Source organism: Stenotrophomonas maltophilia, from assembly GCF_006970445.1.
GTDB classification, from domain to species: Bacteria; Pseudomonadota; Gammaproteobacteria; order Xanthomonadales; family Xanthomonadaceae; genus Stenotrophomonas; species Stenotrophomonas maltophilia_AU.
This window is the reverse complement of record NZ_CP033877.1, coordinates 1,086,628-1,103,829: the sequence shown is the minus strand read 5'-3', so window position 1 is coordinate 1,103,829 and position 17,202 is coordinate 1,086,628. Positions and strand designations below refer to the sequence as shown.

The window sequence follows — 17,202 nt, the reverse complement described above, 5'->3', positions numbered from 1 at the left end:
CCAGGCGCCGGAAATGAAACTGCCCGGCGACACAGCCATGTGTCGTACCGGGCAATCGTTACGTCCTTGTCGGCCTGCTGCCGCCCCCTCGCATCCTGCGCTGTGGGGGTAGCGTTGCATCCTGCACGCGGCCGCGTCTGTCCTGTTTGTATCTCAGCCCCTTCCACAGGTCTGTGATGCCACCATCCTGGTGATTGGTGCCGCGTCCTGCGGCGGTCGGTGGTCACGGGCGTCCTGTCCGTGACCGGTGAACCAGCCTCCTGCCGGTTCCGACGATTCCTGCTGTCAGCGCCTTGGTACGGTTCGCACCGGTACCGATCCGGGTACCGGATCCGCTGGCAACAGCCTGTTGCCTACGGTGATCCGCTGTCGATTCCGTTCGACGATCGCTTTCCCTATTCCCTTCACCTGCGTCAGGTCCTCGACGCGGTGAAACGGGCCGTGTCTGCGCCGGTGCTCGACGATCGCCTCGGCCTTGGCGGCTCCGACCATCGTCAATCCCTGCTGCAGCGCCTGGGCATCGGCGCGGTTGATGTCGATCGGTTCGGCGGCATGCGCCCCAGCGATCCACACGACCAGCACCAGTGCCCTCAACACGACAAACCAAGGCACAACGTGTATCTCCCTGTGATTCTGGCCGTCCCGACCGGCAATCCCGTCGGTAGGAACAGTGTCCGTCACCACATGTGCACAGCCTATCGGTTTCCCGGATTTTCGTAAGCCAGCCAAATACCCGACGTGATGTAGGAAAAACCCTACCCACGGCACAGGCGTAGAATGGAAGGATCAGCCCATGCAACCGGAGTTTCAGATGGACAGCGCCAAGCTCGGCCAATTCGTCAATGACAAGTGGGACAGCGAAATCGTCCCGCAGTTGGTCGACTACATCCGCATTCCCAACAAGTCGCCGATGTTCGACGCCAATTGGGTGCAGAACGGCTACATGGAACAGGCGGTCACGCTGATGGAGAACTGGGCCAAGGCCCAGCAGCTGCCCGGCCTGAAGGTTGAAGTGGTGCGCCTGGAAGGCCGTACCCCGCTGATCTTCCTGGAAATTCCGGCTACCGGCGCCGAAACCGGCGACGACACCATCCTGCTCTACGGCCACCTGGACAAGCAGCCGGAAATGACCGGCTGGGATGACGACCTCGGCCCGTGGACCCCGGTCCTGCGCGGCGACAAGCTGTATGGCCGCGGCGGTGCGGACGACGGCTACGCCATCTTCGGCTCGCTGGCCGCGGTGCTGGCGCTGCAGGCCCAGGGCCTGCCGCACGCCCGCTGCGTGGTGCTGATCGAAGCCTGTGAAGAATCGGGCAGCTACGACCTGCCGGCCTACGTCGACCACCTGGCCGACCGCATCGGCAAGCCGTCGCTGGTGGTGTGCCTGGATTCGGGCTGCGCCAACTACGACCAGCTGTGGTGCACCACCTCGCTGCGCGGCCTGACCGGCGGCAACTTCACCGTGAAGGTGCTCAACGAAGGCGTGCACTCCGGCGATGCCTCCGGCGTGGTGCCGTCCAGCTTCCGCCTGCTGCGCCAGCTGCTGTCGCGCATCGAGGACCAGGACACCGGCCGCATCCTGATCGACGGCATGAACGTGGAAATCCCGGCCGAGCGCCAGGCGCAGGCCAAGCGTGCCGCCGAAGTGGTCGATACCGAGATCTTCGAGAAGTTCCCGATGGTCGACGGCCTGCGCCCGATGAACGAGGACCTGACCGAGCTGGTGCTCAACCGCACCTGGCGCCCGGCGCTGTCGGTCACCGGCGTCGGTGGCATGCCGGCGCTGGAATCGGCCGGCAACGTGCTGCGCCCGCAGACCTCGGTGAAGCTGTCGCTGCGCCTGCCGCCGACCGCCGATGGCAAGACCTGCGGCGAGCTGCTGAAGGAAGCGCTGCTGCGCGATCCGCCGAACGGCGCGCAGGTTACCCTGGACCTGGAAAAGGCCTCCACCGGCTGGAACGCCCCGGCGATGGCGCCGTGGCTGACCCAGGCCATCGACGATGCCAGCCAGGCCTTCTTCGGCAAGCCGGCGATGTACATGGGCGAAGGCGGCTCGATTCCGTTCATGGGCATGCTCGGTGAGAAATTCCCGGGTGCGCAGTTCATGATCACCGGCGTGCTCGGCCCGCACTCCAATGCGCACGGCCCGAACGAGTTCCTGCACATCCCGATGGGCAAGAAGGTCACTGCCTGCGTGTCCAAGGTGATCAGCGAGCACTACGCCGCCAGCCTGCGTGGCGAGACCAGCGGTTCGCCGGTGGCTGCCGACAGCGGCACCCGCCACGGCGACCACGGCTGCTGCTGATCCGGCACTCGTGACGGACGCAGCCTGGCCTTGCTAGGCTGCGTCCACACTCAAGCGGAATCCGCGCGCATGAATGGTCTGTTCGGCAGCAGCAGCTGGCTGTACATCCTGCTGGTCGGCTTCTTCGTCGGCCTGCTCGGGCGTTTCTTCATGCCCGGCAACAACCGCATGGGCTGCCTGCTGACCATCGTGCTGGGCGTCCTCGGTGCCTTGTTGGCCGGTTGGTTCGGCCAGTACATGGGCTGGTACGCGCCCGGCGAACCGGCCGGTTTCCTCGGTGCGGTGGTGGGCGCGGTGGCCGTGCTGGCCGTCCTGCGCCTGTTCAGCGGCCGCCGCTGACCTCGTCCCCCTTCCCTTCCTGTTCCCGACGTTGGCGCGCCCGGCGCGCCCGGATATGCCCGCATGACCGAACCCGCCTCCGATCCCCAGCGCAGCGCGCAGCGCCTGCAGTGGGCCCGTACCCAGCTCGATGATGCCAACGCGGTGGTCGAACGCGCTTCGGTTGACGCCGGCATGCGCAGCTACTGGCGCACCACCAGCACGCGCGGCAGCCACATCGTGATGGACGCCCCGCCGGGGCTGGAAGATCCGCGGCCGTGGCTGCGCATGCGCGGCCTGCTGCACGACAACGGCCTGCGCGTGCCCGCATTGCTGGCGCAGGACCTGAAGGCCGGCTTCCTGCTGCTGGAAGATCTCGGCGGCCCGACCCTGGCGAAGATCCTCGACGAGCGCAATGCCGATGAATGGTTCGGCCGTTCGATCGAGCAGCTGCTTCGCCTGCAGGCGATCCCGGTGCCGCCCGACTTCGGCCAGTTCGGTGAAGCGCTGCTGCAACGCGATGCCGGGCTGTTCGATGAGTGGTTCCTGCAGCGCCACCTGAACCTGGAACTGGACTGCGGCGAGATTGAAGGGCTGCAGCTGGTGCATCGCCGGTTGATGGACAACGCGCTGGGCCAGACTCAGCTGATGACCCACCGCGACTACATGCCGCGCAACCTGATGCCGGTCGACGACGGCCCCGCGGTGCTGGATTTCCAGGACCTGGTGCGTGGCCCGATCGCCTACGACGCGGTGAGCCTGTTCAAGGACGCCTTCCTGAGCTGGCCGCTGCAGCGCGTGGACGAGTGGCTGGCGCAGTACCACGAGCGTGCGCGCGATGCTGGCCTGCCGGTGCCCGACCGCGCCACCTTCCTGCGCGATGCCGACTGGATGGGCATCCAGCGCCACGTGAAGATCCTCGGCCTGTTCTGCCGCCTGCGCTACCGCGACAACAAGGGCCATTACCTGGACGACGCACCGCGCTTCATCAACTACCTGGATGAAGTACTGCCGCGCTACCGCGAACTGGCACCGCTGCAGCAGCTGCTGGACGACCGCATCAAACCGGCGCTGGCCGAACTGGCCGCACCGATGCGCGTGGCCCGATGAAGGCGCTGGTCTTTGCCGCTGGCCTGGGCGAGCGCATGCGCCCGCTGACCCTGCACACGCCCAAGCCGCTGCTGGAAGTGGCTGGCAAGCCACTGATTGTCTGGCATCTGGAGCGACTGTCCGCGCTCGGCGTGCGCGAGGTAGTGGTCAACACCGCGTGGCTGGCCGAACAGTTCCCGGCGACGCTGGGCGATGGCAGCCAGTGGGGCCTGCGCCTGCATTTCATGTACGAAGGACAGACCCCGCTGGAAACCGGCGGCGGCATCCTCAACGCACTGCCGGTGCTGGGTGACGCCCCGTTCCTGGTGGTAAACGGCGATATCTGGACCGATTTCGATTTCGCCACGCTGCCGCGCGAGCCGCAGGGCCAGGCACACCTGGTGCTGGTCGACAATCCGGTTCAGCACCCGAACGGTGACTACCGCCTGGATGCACAGGGCCTGCTGCACCACGACCGCGCAGGACCGTGCCTGACCTATGCCGGGATCGGCGTGTACCGTCCTTCGATCGTGGCCGACTGGCGCGCGGTGATTGGTGATGCGCCGGGCAGCGAGCGGCTGCCGCCGAAGTTCTCGGTGGTGCCGCTGCAGAAGCATTTCATGGCGCAGGGATTGATGACGGGGCAGCACCATCGGGGGCGCTGGACCGATGTCGGCACCGTGGATCGCCTGCGCGCGCTGGATGTTGAGTTGGCGGCGAACGGCTGAGCCCCTCGTGGCTGGTCGCGTAGAGCGAATCGCGCGTTTGGCCGGGCGGGTGGGCCATGCAGGGGACGCTGCAAGTACGTCCCTGTAAGCTCGATGGCGCCATCCATGGCGCCAACGCCCCTGCATGGCCCACCCGCCCGGCCTCTGACAGTTTCCGTGGGCGTCCAGCCACGGAAGAAAGAAAGAAAAGCAAAAGCGGGTTGCTTCGCTGCGCTTGCTCTGGTGACGACCAACGGTCGTCACCCACCACAAGCAAGACACGTGTCGACCAAGGTCGACACCCACCAGCAGCAGTGCAATACGCAGTTCCGGCAGATCGCGGGAACCTGTCGAAGGCGGGGTGGCTCAGGTTGCGGGGGCGTGAGCGCCATGGATGGCGCGACCGAGGCTACATGGACGTACTTGCGCCGTCCGCCGCAACCTGAGCCACCCCGCCTCCCCTCAGAAAGCCAGCTTCTGACGTTGACGTTGCTTCGGCTTCGGCGGGTGCAGGGCGCAGCCCTGCAAACAAACCCCACCCTCAGTAGCGGGGCCGGCCTTCTTCCAGCACCTGGCGCAGGAACGGCACGGTGATCCGCCGCTTCGCCGCCAGCGACTCGCGGTCCAGCCAGTCCAGCAGCGTGATCAATCCACCCAGCTCACGACCGGTGTGCGACAGCAGCCACTCGATGGCCGCCTCGTCGATGGCCAGCCCGCGTCGCAGTGCACGCTCGCGCAGCACCGCTGCTCGCCCTTCCTCATCCAGCGGCTGCAGCAGCACGCGCACGCACTGGCCCAGCCGCGAGCGCAGATCCGGCAGCACCAGGCCCAGCTCGCCCGGTGCCTTCTGCGCGGTGTAGAGCACGGTCACACCTGCAGCGCGCGCGCGATTGTGGAAATCAAACAGCGCGATCTCGTCCTCCCGGTTGCCGGCGACCTCGTCCAGGCCATCCAGCGCCACCAGTTCGCGGGCTTCCAGCCCATCGAGCGCTGCACGAACGCAGCCGGCGGCACTGGCCAGCGGCACGTACGTCGGCAGGCGTCCGGCCTGCTCGGCGCTGGAGCACATCGCCAGCGCCTGGTGGGTCTTGCCGGTTCCCGCCGCACCTTCCAGGTAGACCCAGTCGTGGCTGGCGCCAACCGCGATCGCGCGCAGCTGCGCCAGCGCGCCATCCGGCGCGCCGATGAAGGTCTCCAGGCGCTGGTCCCGCGGGTAATGCAGGGCCAGCGGCAGTTGCGGCACACCCATCACTTCAGGTCGGGGCCCTTGTCGTTCGGAACGATGATATGGGGGGCGTCGACCACGCCATCAAGCACGATCGCCGGCTTCTCGCCCACGTACAGCTCGCTCTGGCGGTAACGCTGGTGGGCATAACGCAGCAGCACGTTGGTCACCGCCGCCACTGGCAGCGCCAGCAGCATGCCGAGGAAGCCGAACAGCTGGCCGCCGGCCATCACCGCGAAGATCACCGCCACCGGGTGCAGGCCGATCTTGTCGCCGACGATGCGCGGGGTCAGCACGTAGCTTTCCAGCAGCTGGCCCACGGTGAACACCACGCCGACCAGGATCAGCAGCTTCAGGTCGAAACCCTGTGCCTGCACCAGCGCAGCCACGATGGCCATCAGGATGCCGGTGGTCGCGCCCAGGTACGGGATGAAGCTGATCAGGCCGGCAATCAGGCCGATCAGCAGCCCCAGCTTGAGGCCGACCAGCGACAGGCCGCCGGCGTAGATCACGCCCAGCGCCAGCATCACCAGGAACTGGCCGCGGATGAACGCCCCCAGCACCTCGTTGGACTCGCGGGCCAGCGCACTGATGGTGCCGATCTGGTTGCGCGGGATCACCGAGGCCACCCGCTCGACCAGCTTGTCCCAGTCGCGCAGGAAGTAGAACGCCAGGATCGGCAGCAGCAGGATGTTGACCACCCAGGTCACCATCGCAAAGCCCGAACGCGAGACGTAGCCCATGAACGTGGTGGCGAAGCCGCCGGCCTGCTGCCAATGGCTGCGCACCCATTCGATCAGGCGGTCCGGATCCATCCACTGCATCACTTCCAGGCCGGTCTTGTGCTCGAACCAGGGAATGCCCTTTTCCATCAGCCACGCCTGCGCCTGCGGTGCAACCGCGATCAGCGTGGTGATCTGGCGCTCGATCATCGGCACCAGCACCAGCAGCAGCGCCACGATCACCAGCACCATCGCTGCGAACACCAGCACCACGCCGGTCATGCGCGAGCGGCCGGTGGCCTCGATGCGGTCCACCAGCGGGTCACCCAGCCAGGCCAGCGCCAGTGCCAGCACGAACGGGGTCAGGATCGGCGCCAGCAGCCACACCACCCAGCCGATCAGGCCGGCGAACAGGATGTACTTCAGCCGGCGCAGGAACTGCGCGATTTCAGCTTCCGGGGTCAGGGTCATCGCAGCCGGTACTCGTTGCTGACCGGCGCGGCCACCGGGGCACCGGTGGTGTCATCGATCGGGGTCGGCAGGGCCGGCAGCGGCGCGCTGGGCACCAGCACGCCGTTGTCGCCGAGCATGCGGTTGAAGCCGGCCAGGCCGGTGGTCATCTCCACGCTCAACTCCAGCTGGCCAGCCGAGGCGTGCAGCGGGGTGACATTGCGCACCACCGGCACCTCGCGCAGGCCGGCGGCCAGGCGCAGGTAGTCATCAGCGCTGTTGATGCCGGTCACCACCACGCGGTAGGTGCCGGCCTGGCCGGTGGCAACGCCGGCCTTGGCGTATCGCTTGACCAGCGCATCGGCGGCGCCATCGGCACCGGCGGCCATCGCGCGCATGGCGTTGGCATCCTTGCTGGTCCACTTGTTCAGTTCACGGCCGTTGTCGACGAACACCCAGTCCGCCTGCCAGCCGCCATTGGCACGGTACAGCTTTCCGATCAGCTGCATCGGCGGCGAATAGCGCGAGGAGGCACGGGCCACGGCGGCGCTGTCCTGGCGCCAGATGGCACCGGCCAGGGCCTGTTCGGCAGCGCCGCCGCTGGGCAGGCCCAGCTTGTAACCCCGCTCGATGGCGCGGTTCAGCAGCGGGCGGGCGGCATTGGCCTGCTGCACGCTGACCAGGCGCGGGCCACTGCCGTCGTCGACGGCCAGCCACAGCACCGGCTTCGGTCGCGGCTGCGGCCACAGCGGCAGGCCCAGCGCCGAGACCAGCGAATCGACATCATCCTCGCGGAAGCGGGCCACCAGCAGGGTCCTGAAGCTCGGTGCGCCGCTGGCGCCCACGCTCTGGTCCTGCTTGTAGTCGTAGCTGGCCACGTAGTCCTTGGCATTGCGCAGCGCCTGCACCACGCCGGGGCGGGACATCACGTTGCGGTCGCCGGACAGTTTGCCCAGCACCACGCTCAGGGCACGGGCCAGGGCGCCGTTGCGATCAGCTTCGGCCTGGCTGTTGACGGGCACTTCGGCCTCGTACGCACCCGAGGCGGTGGCGACATCTCCCTCGGTGCGCAGGCCGCTCTGGGCCATCGTGGCCACCGGCAGGCTCAGTGCAAGGAGCAGGGTCAGAATCAGGCTGCGGCGCATCAGGACATCCATTGGCTCGACGAATCCGGGGGAATTGTTGCCCGAATACGGCCTTTGCGCCAATGCGGCCTGTTAAAATCGCTCGTTCAACCCCTGCCAGCGCCGACGCCCGTGACCAACACCCCGTCTTCCGCCCCCTCCCCCCTCACCTACCGTGACGCGGGTGTCGACATCGACGCCGGCAACGAGCTGGTCGAGCGGATCAAGCCCCTGGTCAAGCGCAGCTTCCGCCCGGAAGTGATGGGCGGACTCGGTGGCTTCGGCGCCCTGTTCGACCTGTCCAACAAGTACCGCGAGCCGGTGCTGGTGTCGGGTACCGACGGCGTGGGCACCAAGCTGAAGCTGGCCCACCAGCTGAACCGCCACGATACGATCGGCATCGACCTGGTCGCGATGTGCGTGAACGACGTGCTGGTGCAGGGCGCCGAACCGCTGTTCTTCCTGGACTACTTCGCCACCGGCAAGCTGGACATCGACACCGCCGCGGCGGTCGTGGGCGGCATTGCCAACGGCTGCACCGAGGCCGGCTGCGCGCTGATCGGCGGTGAAACCGCTGAAATGCCCGACATGTACGCCCCGGGCGAGTACGACCTGGCCGGCTTCACGGTCGCCGCGGTCGAGAAGAGCGAGCTGAAGGACGGCGCCAGCGTAGCCGCCGGCGACGTGCTGATCGGCATCGCCTCGTCCGGCCCGCATTCCAATGGCTACTCGCTGGTGCGCCGCATCTACGACCGCGCCGGCCGCCCGGCCGACCTGGAACTGGAAGGTGGCGTGAAGCTGGTCGATGCGCTGATGGCACCGACCCGCCTGTATGTGAAGCCGATCCTGTCGCTGCTGAAGTCGCACGGCGGCGCCATCCACGGCATGGCCCACATCACCGGTGGCGGCCTGACCGAGAACATCATCCGCGTGGTGCCCGACGGCCTCGGCCTGGACATCCAGGCCTCGTCCTGGGCCCTGCCGCCGGTGTTCCAGTGGCTGCAGAAGGAAGGCGCCGTGGCCGACAGCGAGATGTGGCGCACCTTCAACTGCGGCATCGGCTTCGTGCTGATCGTGGCAGCGGACCAGGTCACCGCCGTGTCCGAGGCAGTCAAGGCACAGGGCCTGGATCACTGGACCATCGGCCAGGTGGTCACCGCTGAAGGCGCCGAGCGCGTCCACATCGGCTGAACCCGACCCCGAGGAGCCCGCATGGACGCAACGCCCCCCCTGCCCCCCGTCCCCGTGCCGCCGCCAACGACCGCGGTACCGGCGTTCAGCCCCCAGGATGCTGACCACCTGCGCATGCTGTCCATCGCGCACTACGTGGTCGGTGGCCTGATCGCGCTGTTCTCGATGATCTTCATCGTCCACATCGTGCTGGGCATCACCGCCCTCACCGGCAATCTGCCGATGAACTCCGGCGATCAGCCCTCCTCGCCGGCCGAACAGCGCCTGTTCGGCTGGATGTTCACCCTCATCGGTTGCGTCGCCGTATTCGGTGGCGTCACCCTGGGCGCGTTCGTCGCCTATGCCGGCCGCTGCCTGGCCCAGAGACGCCGCTACCTGCTGTGCCTGATCATGGCCGGCCTGGCCTGCCTGTTCACGCCGATCGGTACCGTGCTGGGGGTGTTCAGCCTGATCACGCTGCTGCGTCCGCAGGTCAAGGCCGCGTTCGACACCGCGGGCACCGCTGCATGACGAGCCGGGGCGCACCTCCGCCGCTGCCGCGCCAGACCCTGGCGCACCTGCAGCTGGCCAGCCACCTGCAGACGCTGAAGGTGCTGTTCTACGCGCTGGCGGTTTTCCACTGGGTGGCCGCGTTGGCCTTCCTCGGTTTCATCGGTCTGGTCGCCAGCTCGCGCGGGCTGGACGATGGCGCGGTGCTGGCCACGGTGTATGGCGTCATTTCACTGCTGGCTGCCGCGCTTGGCTTCGTGCAGCTGCACACCGCGCGCCTGCTGTCACGTCGCACCGGGCTGGCCTGGTGCCAGCGCGCGGCCTGGCTGGCGGTGCTGGCCGGACCGCTGGGCATGGCCCTGACCGCCTATGCCTGGGTGTTCCTTTCCAAGCCTGACATGGCCGCACTGTTCGACCGCGGCGACCATCTCAGCGTCTGAGCTTGCCGGCAGACGCCCCGCCCTTCCCTGATCGACTCCCCATGTCCGCGCCTGCCTTCCCGACGACCGCCTCGCCCACCGCCTCCCGTTTCTCGGGCCCCAAGAAGCTGGCCTTCGCCGCCGTGCTGGCGGTGTTCGCGATCAGCTGGGTCCACCCGCTGTGGCCCACCGAGCAGGCCCTGCACAGCACCCTGACCGTGATCGGGCTGGCTGCCCTGCTGTGGGTCGACCGCCGGGGTGGCTGGCTGGGCAACAGTGCCTTCATCGCGATCTGCGGCTTCATCGCCCTGCACTGCGTGGCTGCGCGCTGGCTGTACTCGAACGTGCCCTACGATGCATGGGCGCAGGCGCTGACCGGCTGGTCGCCGAATGCGGCGTTCGGCTGGCAGCGCAATCATTTCGACCGCCTCATCCACTTCCTGTTCGGCGTCTGCTTCACTCCGGCGCTGCTGCAGCTGGCACGCCATGCCTGGCCGGCGCTGCGCCGTGGCCAGGCCTTCACCCTGGCGGTGATGACCGTAATGTGCGCCAGCCTGGTCTACGAGTGGTTCGAGTGGGCCATCGCGCTTGCCCTGTCGCCGGATGCCGCCGAAGCCTACAACGGGCAGCAGGGCGACATGTGGGACGCGCATGCCGACATGCTGATGGCTACCGTAGGCAGCCTGCTGACCTGGCCGTTGGTCCGCCGGAGCGTCCAGCAATGACCGCGCCCACCCGCATTGCCGTACTTGCTTCCGGGCGCGGCAGCAACCTGCAGGCCATCCTCGATGCCATCGCAGCGGGCCGCCTGCCCGCCACGGTGGTCGGCGTGTTTTCCGACCGCCCGACCGCCGCCGCGCTGCAGCGGGTCTCCGCTGGCCTGCGCTGGGCACACGCACCGAAGGAATTCGTCGACCGCGCCGCCTACGAGCAGGCACTGGGCGACGCGCTGGCCGCGGTCGCACCGGACTGGATCATCTGCGCCGGCTACATGCGCATCCTCGGCGCCGCCTTCGTGCAGCGCTTCGACGGCCGCCTGGTCAACATCCACCCGTCGCTGCTGCCGGCGCACAAGGGGCTGGACACGCATGCGCGGGCGCTGGACGCCGGCGATGCCGAGCACGGTGCCAGCGTGCACCTGGTCGTGCCCGAGCTGGACGCTGGCGCCGTGCTGGCCCAGGTGCGGGTGCCGGTGCTGCCCGGCGATGACGCGAACAGCCTGGCTGCACGCGTGCTGGCGGTGGAGCATCCGCTGCTGATCGCCACCCTGCAGTTGTTGTGCAGCGGCCGCCTGGCTGAACGGGACGGCCAGCCGCAACTGGACGGTCACCCCCTGTTTAGCCCGCTGGCTCTAGATTCCGCCGGGAACCTGAACCGGTAACCCCCTTGCACACGCCCCGCTGACTGCGGGGCTGGCATCCTGCCCCCTCCTGCGGTCCCTGTCCTTCATGAAGACCACGACCCTGCTGTCCACTTCACTGCTGTTGTCGCTGGCCGTGCTTCCCGGCGTGGGCTGGGGCCAGGCGCAAGCGCCTGCGGCCCCTGCGCAGCCGGTGCCCGTTGTACAGCCGCCCGCGGAACCGGCCGTGCCGATGCCTCCGGCGCTGGCCTGGGAGCCGCCGCCGCTGCAGCCGTTCACCGCCACCTACCAGGCCTTTTACAAGAGCAAGGAGGCCGGCGACGCCAGCATGCAGGTCACCCACACCGGCGGCAACCAATGGCGGGTGGACATGCAGGTGGTCGGCCGCCGCGGCTTCGCCAGCGTGCTGGGCCTGAACATCGAACAGAGCACGGTGTTCGAGGAGCGCAGCGGCGTCTATGCACCGCTCAGCCAGAGCACGGTGCGCAAGGGCCTGTTCCTGGGCAAGAAGGCGGTCGGCACCTACAACTGGCAGGCCGGCACCGCGCAGTGGAGTGGCGACGTCAAGAAGGACCGTGCGCAGCCGATCCCGCTGCAGCCGGGCGACCAGAGCGCCCTGCTGATCAATCTGGCGATCATGCGTGATGCCCGCCCGGGCGCCACCATGCACTACCGCTACGTGGACATGGGCAAGGTCCGCCAGCACGACTACCAGGCCGCGCCGCAGACCGAGAACGTCGAGGTCGGCGACCTGTCCTACAACGCGCTGCGGGTCTACCGGACCAACGGCGGCAACAACGAAACCATCCTCTGGATCGCCAACGGTGTCCCCACCCCGGTGCGCATCCTGCAACGCGAAGACGGCGAAGACCGCGTCGATCTGCGCCTGATCGAATACCAAGGAGTCTGAGCATGAGCACCCTGACCCGCCCCCTCACCTGGATCGCTGCAGCCGCGCTGTCGGTGGCCAGCCTGCCGGCCATGGCCCTGCAGCCGTTCAAGGCCGATTACCTGGCCAGCTACATGGGCATGCAGGCCAATGGCAGCATGACGCTGAGCAGCGAGGGCGCCAACAAGTGGCGCTACACGCTGCAGGTGAAGAACCAGCTGGCCGACCTGAGCCAGAGCACCGTGTTCGAAGAGGTGCGCGGCCAGCTGCGCCCGCTCAGCAGCCAGGACCGTTCGGCGCTGCTGGTGAAGAAGCGCAATGTGCAGGCCAACTACAACTGGTCCAGCAACCAGGCCACCTGGACCGGTGACATCAAGCCGGACCGCGCCGGCCCGATCGCACTGAAATCCGGTGACATGGATGCACTGCTGATCAACCTGGCGATCGCCCGCGACCTGGCCGCCGGCAAGCCGCTGACCTATCGCATGGTCGACGAAGGCCGCATCAAGAACATGACCTACCGCGTGATCGGCAAGGAGTCGATCACCGTGGGCGGCAAGAGCTACGAAGCCACCAAGGTCTCGCGTGCCGATGGCAACAAGGAACTGATCGCGTGGATCGTGCCGGAGTTCCCGGTGCCGGCACGCATGCTGCAGCGGGAAAACGACCGCGATGCGCTGGACCTGACCATCAAGGCGATGAACTGACCGGAGATCCACGTCATCCACGCATGGCGTGGATCTACTGGAAACCTGAAGTAGATCCACGCCATGCGTGGATGGGTGTACCCCAAAGAAAACGCCCGCTTGCGCGGGCGTTTTCCTATTTCTTCGCTTCGGCCGGTTTCTCTTCGGCCGCCTTGAACTCGGTGCGGCAGTCCACGCGGATCTGCTCGCCGGTGCTGCGCCAGACGAAGGTGCGGCAATGACGGTTGCCATCCTGGCTGTCATTCACCGCAACGGCATAGAACGACTCGATGATCTCGTCGCGCGAGACCGTGCCATCGCCGTTCCAGTCCATGTCCTTCTGCTCGATGCCCTGGGTGATGGCGATGTTGGCGTACCAGGCATAGCCCAGCCACGCCAGCACGATCAGCACCAGGGCCAGCAGCGCCTTGCGACGCGGGCTGAACTTGCCGCGCAGGATCATGGCACGCGCCGGATGGTGGCACCGAGCGAAGACAGCTTCTCTTCGATGTTCTCGTAGCCACGATCAAGGTGGTAGATGCGGTCGATGGTGGTCTCGCCGCTGGCCATCAGGCCGGCCAGGATCAGCGAGGCCGAGGCACGCAGGTCGGTGGCCATTACCGGCGCACCGCTCAGGTGCTCGCTGCCACGCACGATGGCGGTGTGGCCTTCGACCTGGATGTCCGCGCCCAGGCGCAGCAGTTCGTTGACGTGCATGAAACGGTTCTCGAAGATCGTTTCGTTGATCACGCCCACACCGTCGGCCACGCAGTTGAGCGCCATGAACTGCGCCTGCATGTCGGTCGGGAACGCCGGGTACGGCGCGGTGGTCAGGTTGACCGCCTTCGGCCGCTTGCCCTGCATGTCCAGGGTGATGGTGTCGTCGGTGGTCTCGATCTTCGCACCGGCTTCGACCAGCTTGGACAGCACCGCGTCCATGGTGTTCGGCCGCGCACGGTTGACCGTGACCTTGCCGCCGGTCATCGCCGCGGCGACCAGGAAGGTGCCGGTCTCGATGCGGTCGGGCAGCACTTCGTGGCGGCCACCGGACAGGCGCTCGACGCCTTCGATGACCAGGCGGGCGGTGCCCAGGCCTTCGATCTTCGCGCCCAGCGCGATCAGGCAATGCGCCAGATCGGTCACTTCCGGTTCCATCGCACAGTTGTCGAGGATGGTGGTGCCTTCGGCCAGCACCGCGCCCATCAGCACGTTCTCGGTGCCGGTGACGCTGACCATGTCGAAGGTGAAGTGACCGCCCTTCAGGCGCTTGGCGGTGGCCTTGATGAAGCCGTTCTCGACCACGATCTCGGCACCGAGCGCCTGCAGGCCCTTGATGTGCTGGTCGACCGGACGCGAACCGATCGCGCAGCCGCCGGGCAGCGACACTTCCGCCGCGCCGAAGCGGGCCAGCAGCGGGCCCAGCACCAGGATCGAGGCGCGCATGGTCTTGACCAGCTCGTACGGCGCCACGTGCTGGTTCACCGAACGCGGGTCGACCACGATTGCGCTGCCGCGTGACAGCGTGCCCTGGTCGATGGTGACCTTGGCGCCCAGCTCGCCCAGCAGCTTCACCGTGGTGACCACGTCATGCAGGTGCGGCACGTTGGTTATCTCCACCGGCGCATCGGCCAGCAGGGTCGCGCAGAGAATGGGGAGGACGGCGTTCTTGGCGCCGGAGATGCTCACTTCACCGTGCAGCGCAGCGCCGCCGGTCACAACGATCTTGGCCATGTATTCGGGATCTTCTGCGGTTCAGCCGGCTTCGGCCGGGGTCACGGTTTTCAGCGCCAGCGCGTGGATCGCGCCGCCCATCAGGTCGCCCAGGGTGGCATAGACCATCCGATGGCGGGCCAGCGGCATCTTGCCGGCAAAGGCCTCGCAGACCACGGTCGCTTCGAAATGCACGCCATCGTCGCCCTGCACGTCGGCGCGGGCGCCGGGCAGGCCGGTTTCGATCAGGTTGCGGATGGTGTCGGCGTCCAACGGGCTTTCCTAATAAAATGTGCCTCCATTCTACTTCCGCTGCGTGGCGTCCGCATGGCCGAATCCCTGTTGCCCCCCCGTTCCGTCGACCCTGCCGGCCTGGTCGCCAGCGGCCGCCGCGTCTTCGAGATCGAGCGGCAGGCGCTGGATGCCGTGGCCGATCGCCTCGGCGAGGCCTTCCAGCAGGCCTGCCAGGCGATCCTGGCCAGCCGCGGGCGGGTGGTCGCCACCGGCATGGGCAAGTCCGGGCATATCGCCCGCAAGATCGCCGCCACCCTGGCTTCCACCGGTACGCCGGCGTTCTACGTGCACCCCGGCGAAGCCGGCCACGGCGACCTGGGCATGATCACCGAGGACGACGTGGTGCTGGCCCTGTCCTATTCCGGTGAGTCCGACGAGGTGCTGATGCTGCTGCCGGTGCTCAAGCGCCAGGGCAACGTGCTGATCTCCATGACCGGCCGCCCGCAGTCGAGCCTGGCCACCGCCGCCGACATCCACCTGGACGTGAGCGTGCCGGCCGAGGCCTGCCCGCTGGCGCTGGCGCCGACCTCCAGCACCACCGCCTCGCTGGCGATGGGCGATGCGCTGGCCGTGGCCCTGCTTGACGCGCGCGGCTTCACCGCCGACGACTTCGCCCGCTCGCACCCGGCCGGCAGCCTCGGCCGCCGCCTGCTGCTGCACATCACCGACGTCATGCACACCGGCGAAGACCTGCCCAGCGTAGGTGCCGACGCCAGCCTCAGCGAAGCGCTGATGGAAATGAGCCGCAAACGGCTGGGCATGACCGCCGTGGTCGACGCCGACGGCGTGCTGATCGGCCTGTTCACCGACGGCGACCTGCGCCGCGCGCTGGACAGTGCGCTGGACGTACGGACTGCGAAGATCGCCGATGTGATGACCCGCAACCCGCGCACCATCGGTGCCGACCAGCTGGCCGTTGAGGCCGCCCGGCTGATGGAGACCCACAAGATCACCGGCCTGATCGTGGTCGACGGCCAGGGTCGTGCGGTCGGCGCCCTGAACATTCATGACCTGTTGCGGGCCCGGGTGGTTTAACCGACAGTCCGTAGACCCCATTCAGTCTGTACTGCCCACCCGAACCTATCGAGCCTGCCGCCCTGATGCCCTGGTCCCCCCTGCCCGCCTTTCCCGCCCACCTGCATGCCGCCGCGGCCCGCGTCCGCCTGGCCTGCTTTGACGTGGACGGCACCCTCACCGACGGTCGGCTGTACTACGACAAGGACGGCAACGAGAGCAAGGCATACTTCGTGCAGGACGGCCTGGGCCTGAAACTGCTGCAGCAGCACGGCATCCACCCCGTGCTGATCACCGCGCGCAACAGCCAGTCCGCGCTCAAGCGCGGCGCCGACCTCGGCATCGATACCCAGATCGCCGTGGGCGACAAGCTGGCCAGCGTGCAGGCGCTGTGTGCGCAGCACGGCATCGGCCTGGAGCAGGTGGCCTTCATGGGCGACGACCTGCCGGACCTGGCGCCGCTTGGCGCGGTCGGGCTGGCGGTGGCGCCGGCCAACGCCCACCCGTGGATCGCCGAGCGCGTGCACTGGCAGACCCGTGCCGATGGCGGACGTGGCGCAGCCCGTGAGCTGTGCGACATCCTGCTGGCCGCCCAGGGCCATGTGGATGCGGTGCTGGCGAGGTTCGGCGCATGAACCTGCCGACCCTGAACTGGCGCACCGTGCTCGGCATCGGCCTGCTGTTGGCGGCCCTCCTCAGCAGCTGGGCCGCCCTGCGCAACCGCGACAAGGGCCCGGCCACTGCCGGCCAGGAAGTCGGCGTGGACTACATCCTGCACGACTTCCAGATCGTCGCGCTGGATGAGCACGGCAAGGAATCGACGACCCTGCGCGCGCCGTTGCTGGAACGCCAGCGTGGCGACCAGACCATCAACATCGCCACCCCGCTGTTCGAGATGCCCGACAAGGATGGCAAGCACTGGACCCTGCGTGCCGAGACCGGCTGGCTCAGCGCCAAGGGCGACGAGATGAAGCTGCGCGGCAATGTCGCCGGCGACAGCCCGGCCGATCCGGGCGTGGTGCCGACCACCTTCCGCACCGACCACCTGGACGTGTTCCCGAAGGAGAACCGTGCCCGCACCGATGCGCTGGTCACGATGACCCGCCCCGGCATGGAACAGTCCGGCGTTGGCTTCGAGGTGGATTCGAAGAACAACACGTATCATTTCCTCAGCCAGTCCAAGGGCCGTTACACGCCCCGACGCTGATTC

At 67.7% G+C, this 17,202-nt stretch carries 21 protein-coding genes; 14 read left to right on the top strand and 7 right to left on the bottom strand.

The genetic code is table 11. The features are described from left to right. Positions 1-285: 285 nt before the first annotated feature. On the bottom strand, positions 286-612 hold the full coding sequence (locus EGM71_RS05075; RefSeq protein WP_223224538.1) for a ComEA family DNA-binding protein: 327 nt from the start codon (positions 610-612) through the stop codon (positions 286-288). A gap of 199 nt (positions 613-811) precedes the next feature. On the opposite strand from EGM71_RS05075, the gene EGM71_RS05070 reads away from it, so the two are divergent. From EGM71_RS05070 to murU, 4 genes are all read left to right on the top strand, one after another. Further along, a complete protein-coding gene (locus EGM71_RS05070; RefSeq protein WP_126928499.1) occupies positions 812-2,305 on the top strand; it encodes a M20 family metallopeptidase in 1,494 nt (497 codons plus the stop codon). A 69-nt stretch (positions 2,306-2,374) separates the two neighbouring features. Beyond that, the gene (locus EGM71_RS05065; RefSeq protein ID WP_188488180.1) at positions 2,375-2,644 is read left to right on the top strand and encodes a GlsB/YeaQ/YmgE family stress response membrane protein; all 270 of its coding nucleotides are present in this window, start codon (positions 2,375-2,377) and stop codon (positions 2,642-2,644) included. 63 nt (positions 2,645-2,707) lie between these two features. Further along, positions 2,708-3,733, top strand: a complete 1,026-nt coding sequence (locus EGM71_RS05060; protein ID WP_188488178.1) for an aminoglycoside phosphotransferase family protein — start codon at positions 2,708-2,710, stop codon at positions 3,731-3,733. Beyond that, positions 3,730-4,440 carry an N-acetylmuramate alpha-1-phosphate uridylyltransferase MurU gene (gene murU / locus EGM71_RS05055; RefSeq protein WP_188488177.1) on the top strand — a complete coding sequence of 237 codons (711 nt, stop codon included), beginning with the start codon at positions 3,730-3,732 and terminating at the stop codon, positions 4,438-4,440. The genes EGM71_RS05060 and murU overlap by 4 nt, the downstream gene beginning before the upstream one ends. 520 nt (positions 4,441-4,960) lie before the next feature. On the opposite strand, the gene hda is transcribed toward murU, so the two are convergent. Genes hda through EGM71_RS05040 form a run of 3 tightly spaced genes read right to left on the bottom strand, consistent with a single transcriptional unit; the run spans position 4,961 to position 7,973 of the window. Further along, entirely contained in the window at positions 4,961-5,668 is a 708-nt protein-coding gene (hda, locus tag EGM71_RS05050) for a DnaA regulatory inactivator Hda (protein WP_188488175.1), read from the bottom strand. Then, on the bottom strand, positions 5,668-6,837 hold the full coding sequence (locus EGM71_RS05045) for an AI-2E family transporter (RefSeq protein ID WP_188488173.1): 1,170 nt from the start codon (positions 6,835-6,837) through the stop codon (positions 5,668-5,670). Before EGM71_RS05045 ends, hda begins: the two co-directional genes overlap by 1 nt. Further along, a complete protein-coding gene (locus tag EGM71_RS05040) occupies positions 6,834-7,973 on the bottom strand; it encodes a DUF2066 domain-containing protein (protein WP_100439385.1) in 1,140 nt (379 codons plus the stop codon). Before EGM71_RS05040 ends, EGM71_RS05045 begins: the two co-directional genes overlap by 4 nt. A gap of 99 nt (positions 7,974-8,072) precedes the next feature. Between EGM71_RS05040 and purM the strand changes: the two genes are divergently transcribed. The 7 genes from purM (at position 8,073) to EGM71_RS05005 (ending at position 12,995) form a co-directional block, all read left to right on the top strand. Then, a complete protein-coding gene (gene purM, locus EGM71_RS05035; RefSeq protein WP_188488171.1) occupies positions 8,073-9,131 on the top strand; it encodes a phosphoribosylformylglycinamidine cyclo-ligase in 1,059 nt (352 codons plus the stop codon). A gap of 21 nt (positions 9,132-9,152) precedes the next feature. Further along, a complete protein-coding gene (locus EGM71_RS05030; RefSeq protein ID WP_188488169.1) occupies positions 9,153-9,641 on the top strand; it encodes a hypothetical protein in 489 nt (162 codons plus the stop codon). Further along, positions 9,638-10,060: a hypothetical protein gene (locus EGM71_RS05025; RefSeq protein WP_188488167.1), complete on the top strand. Its 423-nt coding sequence runs from the start codon at positions 9,638-9,640 to the stop codon at positions 10,058-10,060. The genes EGM71_RS05030 and EGM71_RS05025 overlap by 4 nt, the downstream gene beginning before the upstream one ends. A 41-nt stretch (positions 10,061-10,101) precedes the next feature. Further along, positions 10,102-10,764, top strand: coding sequence for a DUF2238 domain-containing protein (locus tag EGM71_RS05020; protein ID WP_223224537.1), 663 nt, complete (start codon positions 10,102-10,104; stop codon positions 10,762-10,764). After that, positions 10,761-11,420, top strand: coding sequence for a phosphoribosylglycinamide formyltransferase (gene purN, locus EGM71_RS05015; protein WP_188488165.1), 660 nt, complete (start codon positions 10,761-10,763; stop codon positions 11,418-11,420). Before EGM71_RS05020 ends, purN begins: the two co-directional genes overlap by 4 nt. A gap of 67 nt (positions 11,421-11,487) precedes the next feature. Then, on the top strand, positions 11,488-12,309 hold the full coding sequence (locus tag EGM71_RS05010; protein ID WP_188488163.1) for a DUF3108 domain-containing protein: 822 nt from the start codon (positions 11,488-11,490) through the stop codon (positions 12,307-12,309). Positions 12,310-12,311: 2 nt separating this feature from the next. Continuing rightward, the gene (locus EGM71_RS05005) at positions 12,312-12,995 is read left to right on the top strand and encodes a DUF3108 domain-containing protein (protein WP_188488161.1); all 684 of its coding nucleotides are present in this window, start codon (positions 12,312-12,314) and stop codon (positions 12,993-12,995) included. A 115-nt stretch (positions 12,996-13,110) separates the two neighbouring features. Here EGM71_RS05005 and EGM71_RS05000 read toward each other — a convergent pair whose 3' ends face one another. From EGM71_RS05000 to EGM71_RS04990, 3 genes are read right to left on the bottom strand one after another with little or no spacing between them, the layout of a single operon-like run. Then, positions 13,111-13,437 (bottom strand): hypothetical protein, encoded by a 327-nt coding sequence (locus EGM71_RS05000; RefSeq protein WP_049459898.1) that lies wholly within the window; start codon positions 13,435-13,437, stop codon positions 13,111-13,113. Beyond that, positions 13,434-14,705, bottom strand: a complete 1,272-nt coding sequence (gene murA, locus EGM71_RS04995) for a UDP-N-acetylglucosamine 1-carboxyvinyltransferase (protein ID WP_014036247.1) — start codon at positions 14,703-14,705, stop codon at positions 13,434-13,436. The genes EGM71_RS05000 and murA overlap by 4 nt, the downstream gene beginning before the upstream one ends. Before the next feature lie 21 nt (positions 14,706-14,726). Beyond that, the gene (locus EGM71_RS04990; protein WP_005408396.1) at positions 14,727-14,957 is read right to left on the bottom strand and encodes a BolA family protein; all 231 of its coding nucleotides are present in this window, start codon (positions 14,955-14,957) and stop codon (positions 14,727-14,729) included. Between the two features lie 54 nt (positions 14,958-15,011). Between EGM71_RS04990 and EGM71_RS04985 the strand changes: the two genes are divergently transcribed. The 3 genes from EGM71_RS04985 to lptC all read left to right on the top strand — a co-directional run bounded on the left by EGM71_RS04985 (position 15,012) and on the right by lptC (position 17,199). Next, a complete protein-coding gene (locus EGM71_RS04985) occupies positions 15,012-16,013 on the top strand; it encodes a KpsF/GutQ family sugar-phosphate isomerase (protein ID WP_049434447.1) in 1,002 nt (333 codons plus the stop codon). Between the two features lie 65 nt (positions 16,014-16,078). Further along, entirely contained in the window at positions 16,079-16,627 is a 549-nt protein-coding gene (locus EGM71_RS04980; protein ID WP_049415164.1) for a KdsC family phosphatase, read from the top strand. Continuing rightward, a complete protein-coding gene (gene lptC / locus EGM71_RS04975; RefSeq protein ID WP_188488159.1) occupies positions 16,624-17,199 on the top strand; it encodes an LPS export ABC transporter periplasmic protein LptC in 576 nt (191 codons plus the stop codon). The genes EGM71_RS04980 and lptC overlap by 4 nt, the downstream gene beginning before the upstream one ends. Positions 17,200-17,202: the final 3 nt, after the last annotated feature.

Coding starts and splice junctions, on each gene's coding strand:
- EGM71_RS05070 (WP_126928499.1), top strand. CDS start 812: ATGGACAGCGCCAAGCTCGGCCAATTCGTCAATGACAAGTGGGACAGC.
- EGM71_RS05065 (WP_188488180.1), top strand. CDS start 2,375: ATGAATGGTCTGTTCGGCAGCAGCAGCTGGCTGTACATCCTGCTGGTC.
- EGM71_RS05060 (WP_188488178.1), top strand. CDS start 2,708: ATGACCGAACCCGCCTCCGATCCCCAGCGCAGCGCGCAGCGCCTGCAG.
- murU (WP_188488177.1), top strand. CDS start 3,730: ATGAAGGCGCTGGTCTTTGCCGCTGGCCTGGGCGAGCGCATGCGCCCG.
- hda (WP_188488175.1), bottom strand. CDS start 5,668: ATGGGTGTGCCGCAACTGCCGCTGGCCCTGCATTACCCGCGGGACCAG.
- EGM71_RS05045 (WP_188488173.1), bottom strand. CDS start 6,837: ATGACCCTGACCCCGGAAGCTGAAATCGCGCAGTTCCTGCGCCGGCTG.
- EGM71_RS05040 (WP_100439385.1), bottom strand. CDS start 7,973: ATGGATGTCCTGATGCGCCGCAGCCTGATTCTGACCCTGCTCCTTGCA.
- EGM71_RS05030 (WP_188488169.1), top strand. CDS start 9,153: ATGGACGCAACGCCCCCCCTGCCCCCCGTCCCCGTGCCGCCGCCAACG.
- EGM71_RS05025 (WP_188488167.1), top strand. CDS start 9,638: ATGACGAGCCGGGGCGCACCTCCGCCGCTGCCGCGCCAGACCCTGGCG.
- EGM71_RS05020 (WP_223224537.1), top strand. CDS start 10,102: ATGTCCGCGCCTGCCTTCCCGACGACCGCCTCGCCCACCGCCTCCCGT.
- purN (WP_188488165.1), top strand. CDS start 10,761: ATGACCGCGCCCACCCGCATTGCCGTACTTGCTTCCGGGCGCGGCAGC.
- EGM71_RS05010 (WP_188488163.1), top strand. CDS start 11,488: ATGAAGACCACGACCCTGCTGTCCACTTCACTGCTGTTGTCGCTGGCC.
- EGM71_RS05005 (WP_188488161.1), top strand. CDS start 12,312: ATGAGCACCCTGACCCGCCCCCTCACCTGGATCGCTGCAGCCGCGCTG.
- EGM71_RS05000 (WP_049459898.1), bottom strand. CDS start 13,437: ATGATCCTGCGCGGCAAGTTCAGCCCGCGTCGCAAGGCGCTGCTGGCC.
- murA (WP_014036247.1), bottom strand. CDS start 14,705: ATGGCCAAGATCGTTGTGACCGGCGGCGCTGCGCTGCACGGTGAAGTG.
- EGM71_RS04985 (WP_049434447.1), top strand. CDS start 15,012: ATGGCCGAATCCCTGTTGCCCCCCCGTTCCGTCGACCCTGCCGGCCTG.
- EGM71_RS04980 (WP_049415164.1), top strand. CDS start 16,079: ATGCCCTGGTCCCCCCTGCCCGCCTTTCCCGCCCACCTGCATGCCGCC.
- lptC (WP_188488159.1), top strand. CDS start 16,624: ATGAACCTGCCGACCCTGAACTGGCGCACCGTGCTCGGCATCGGCCTG.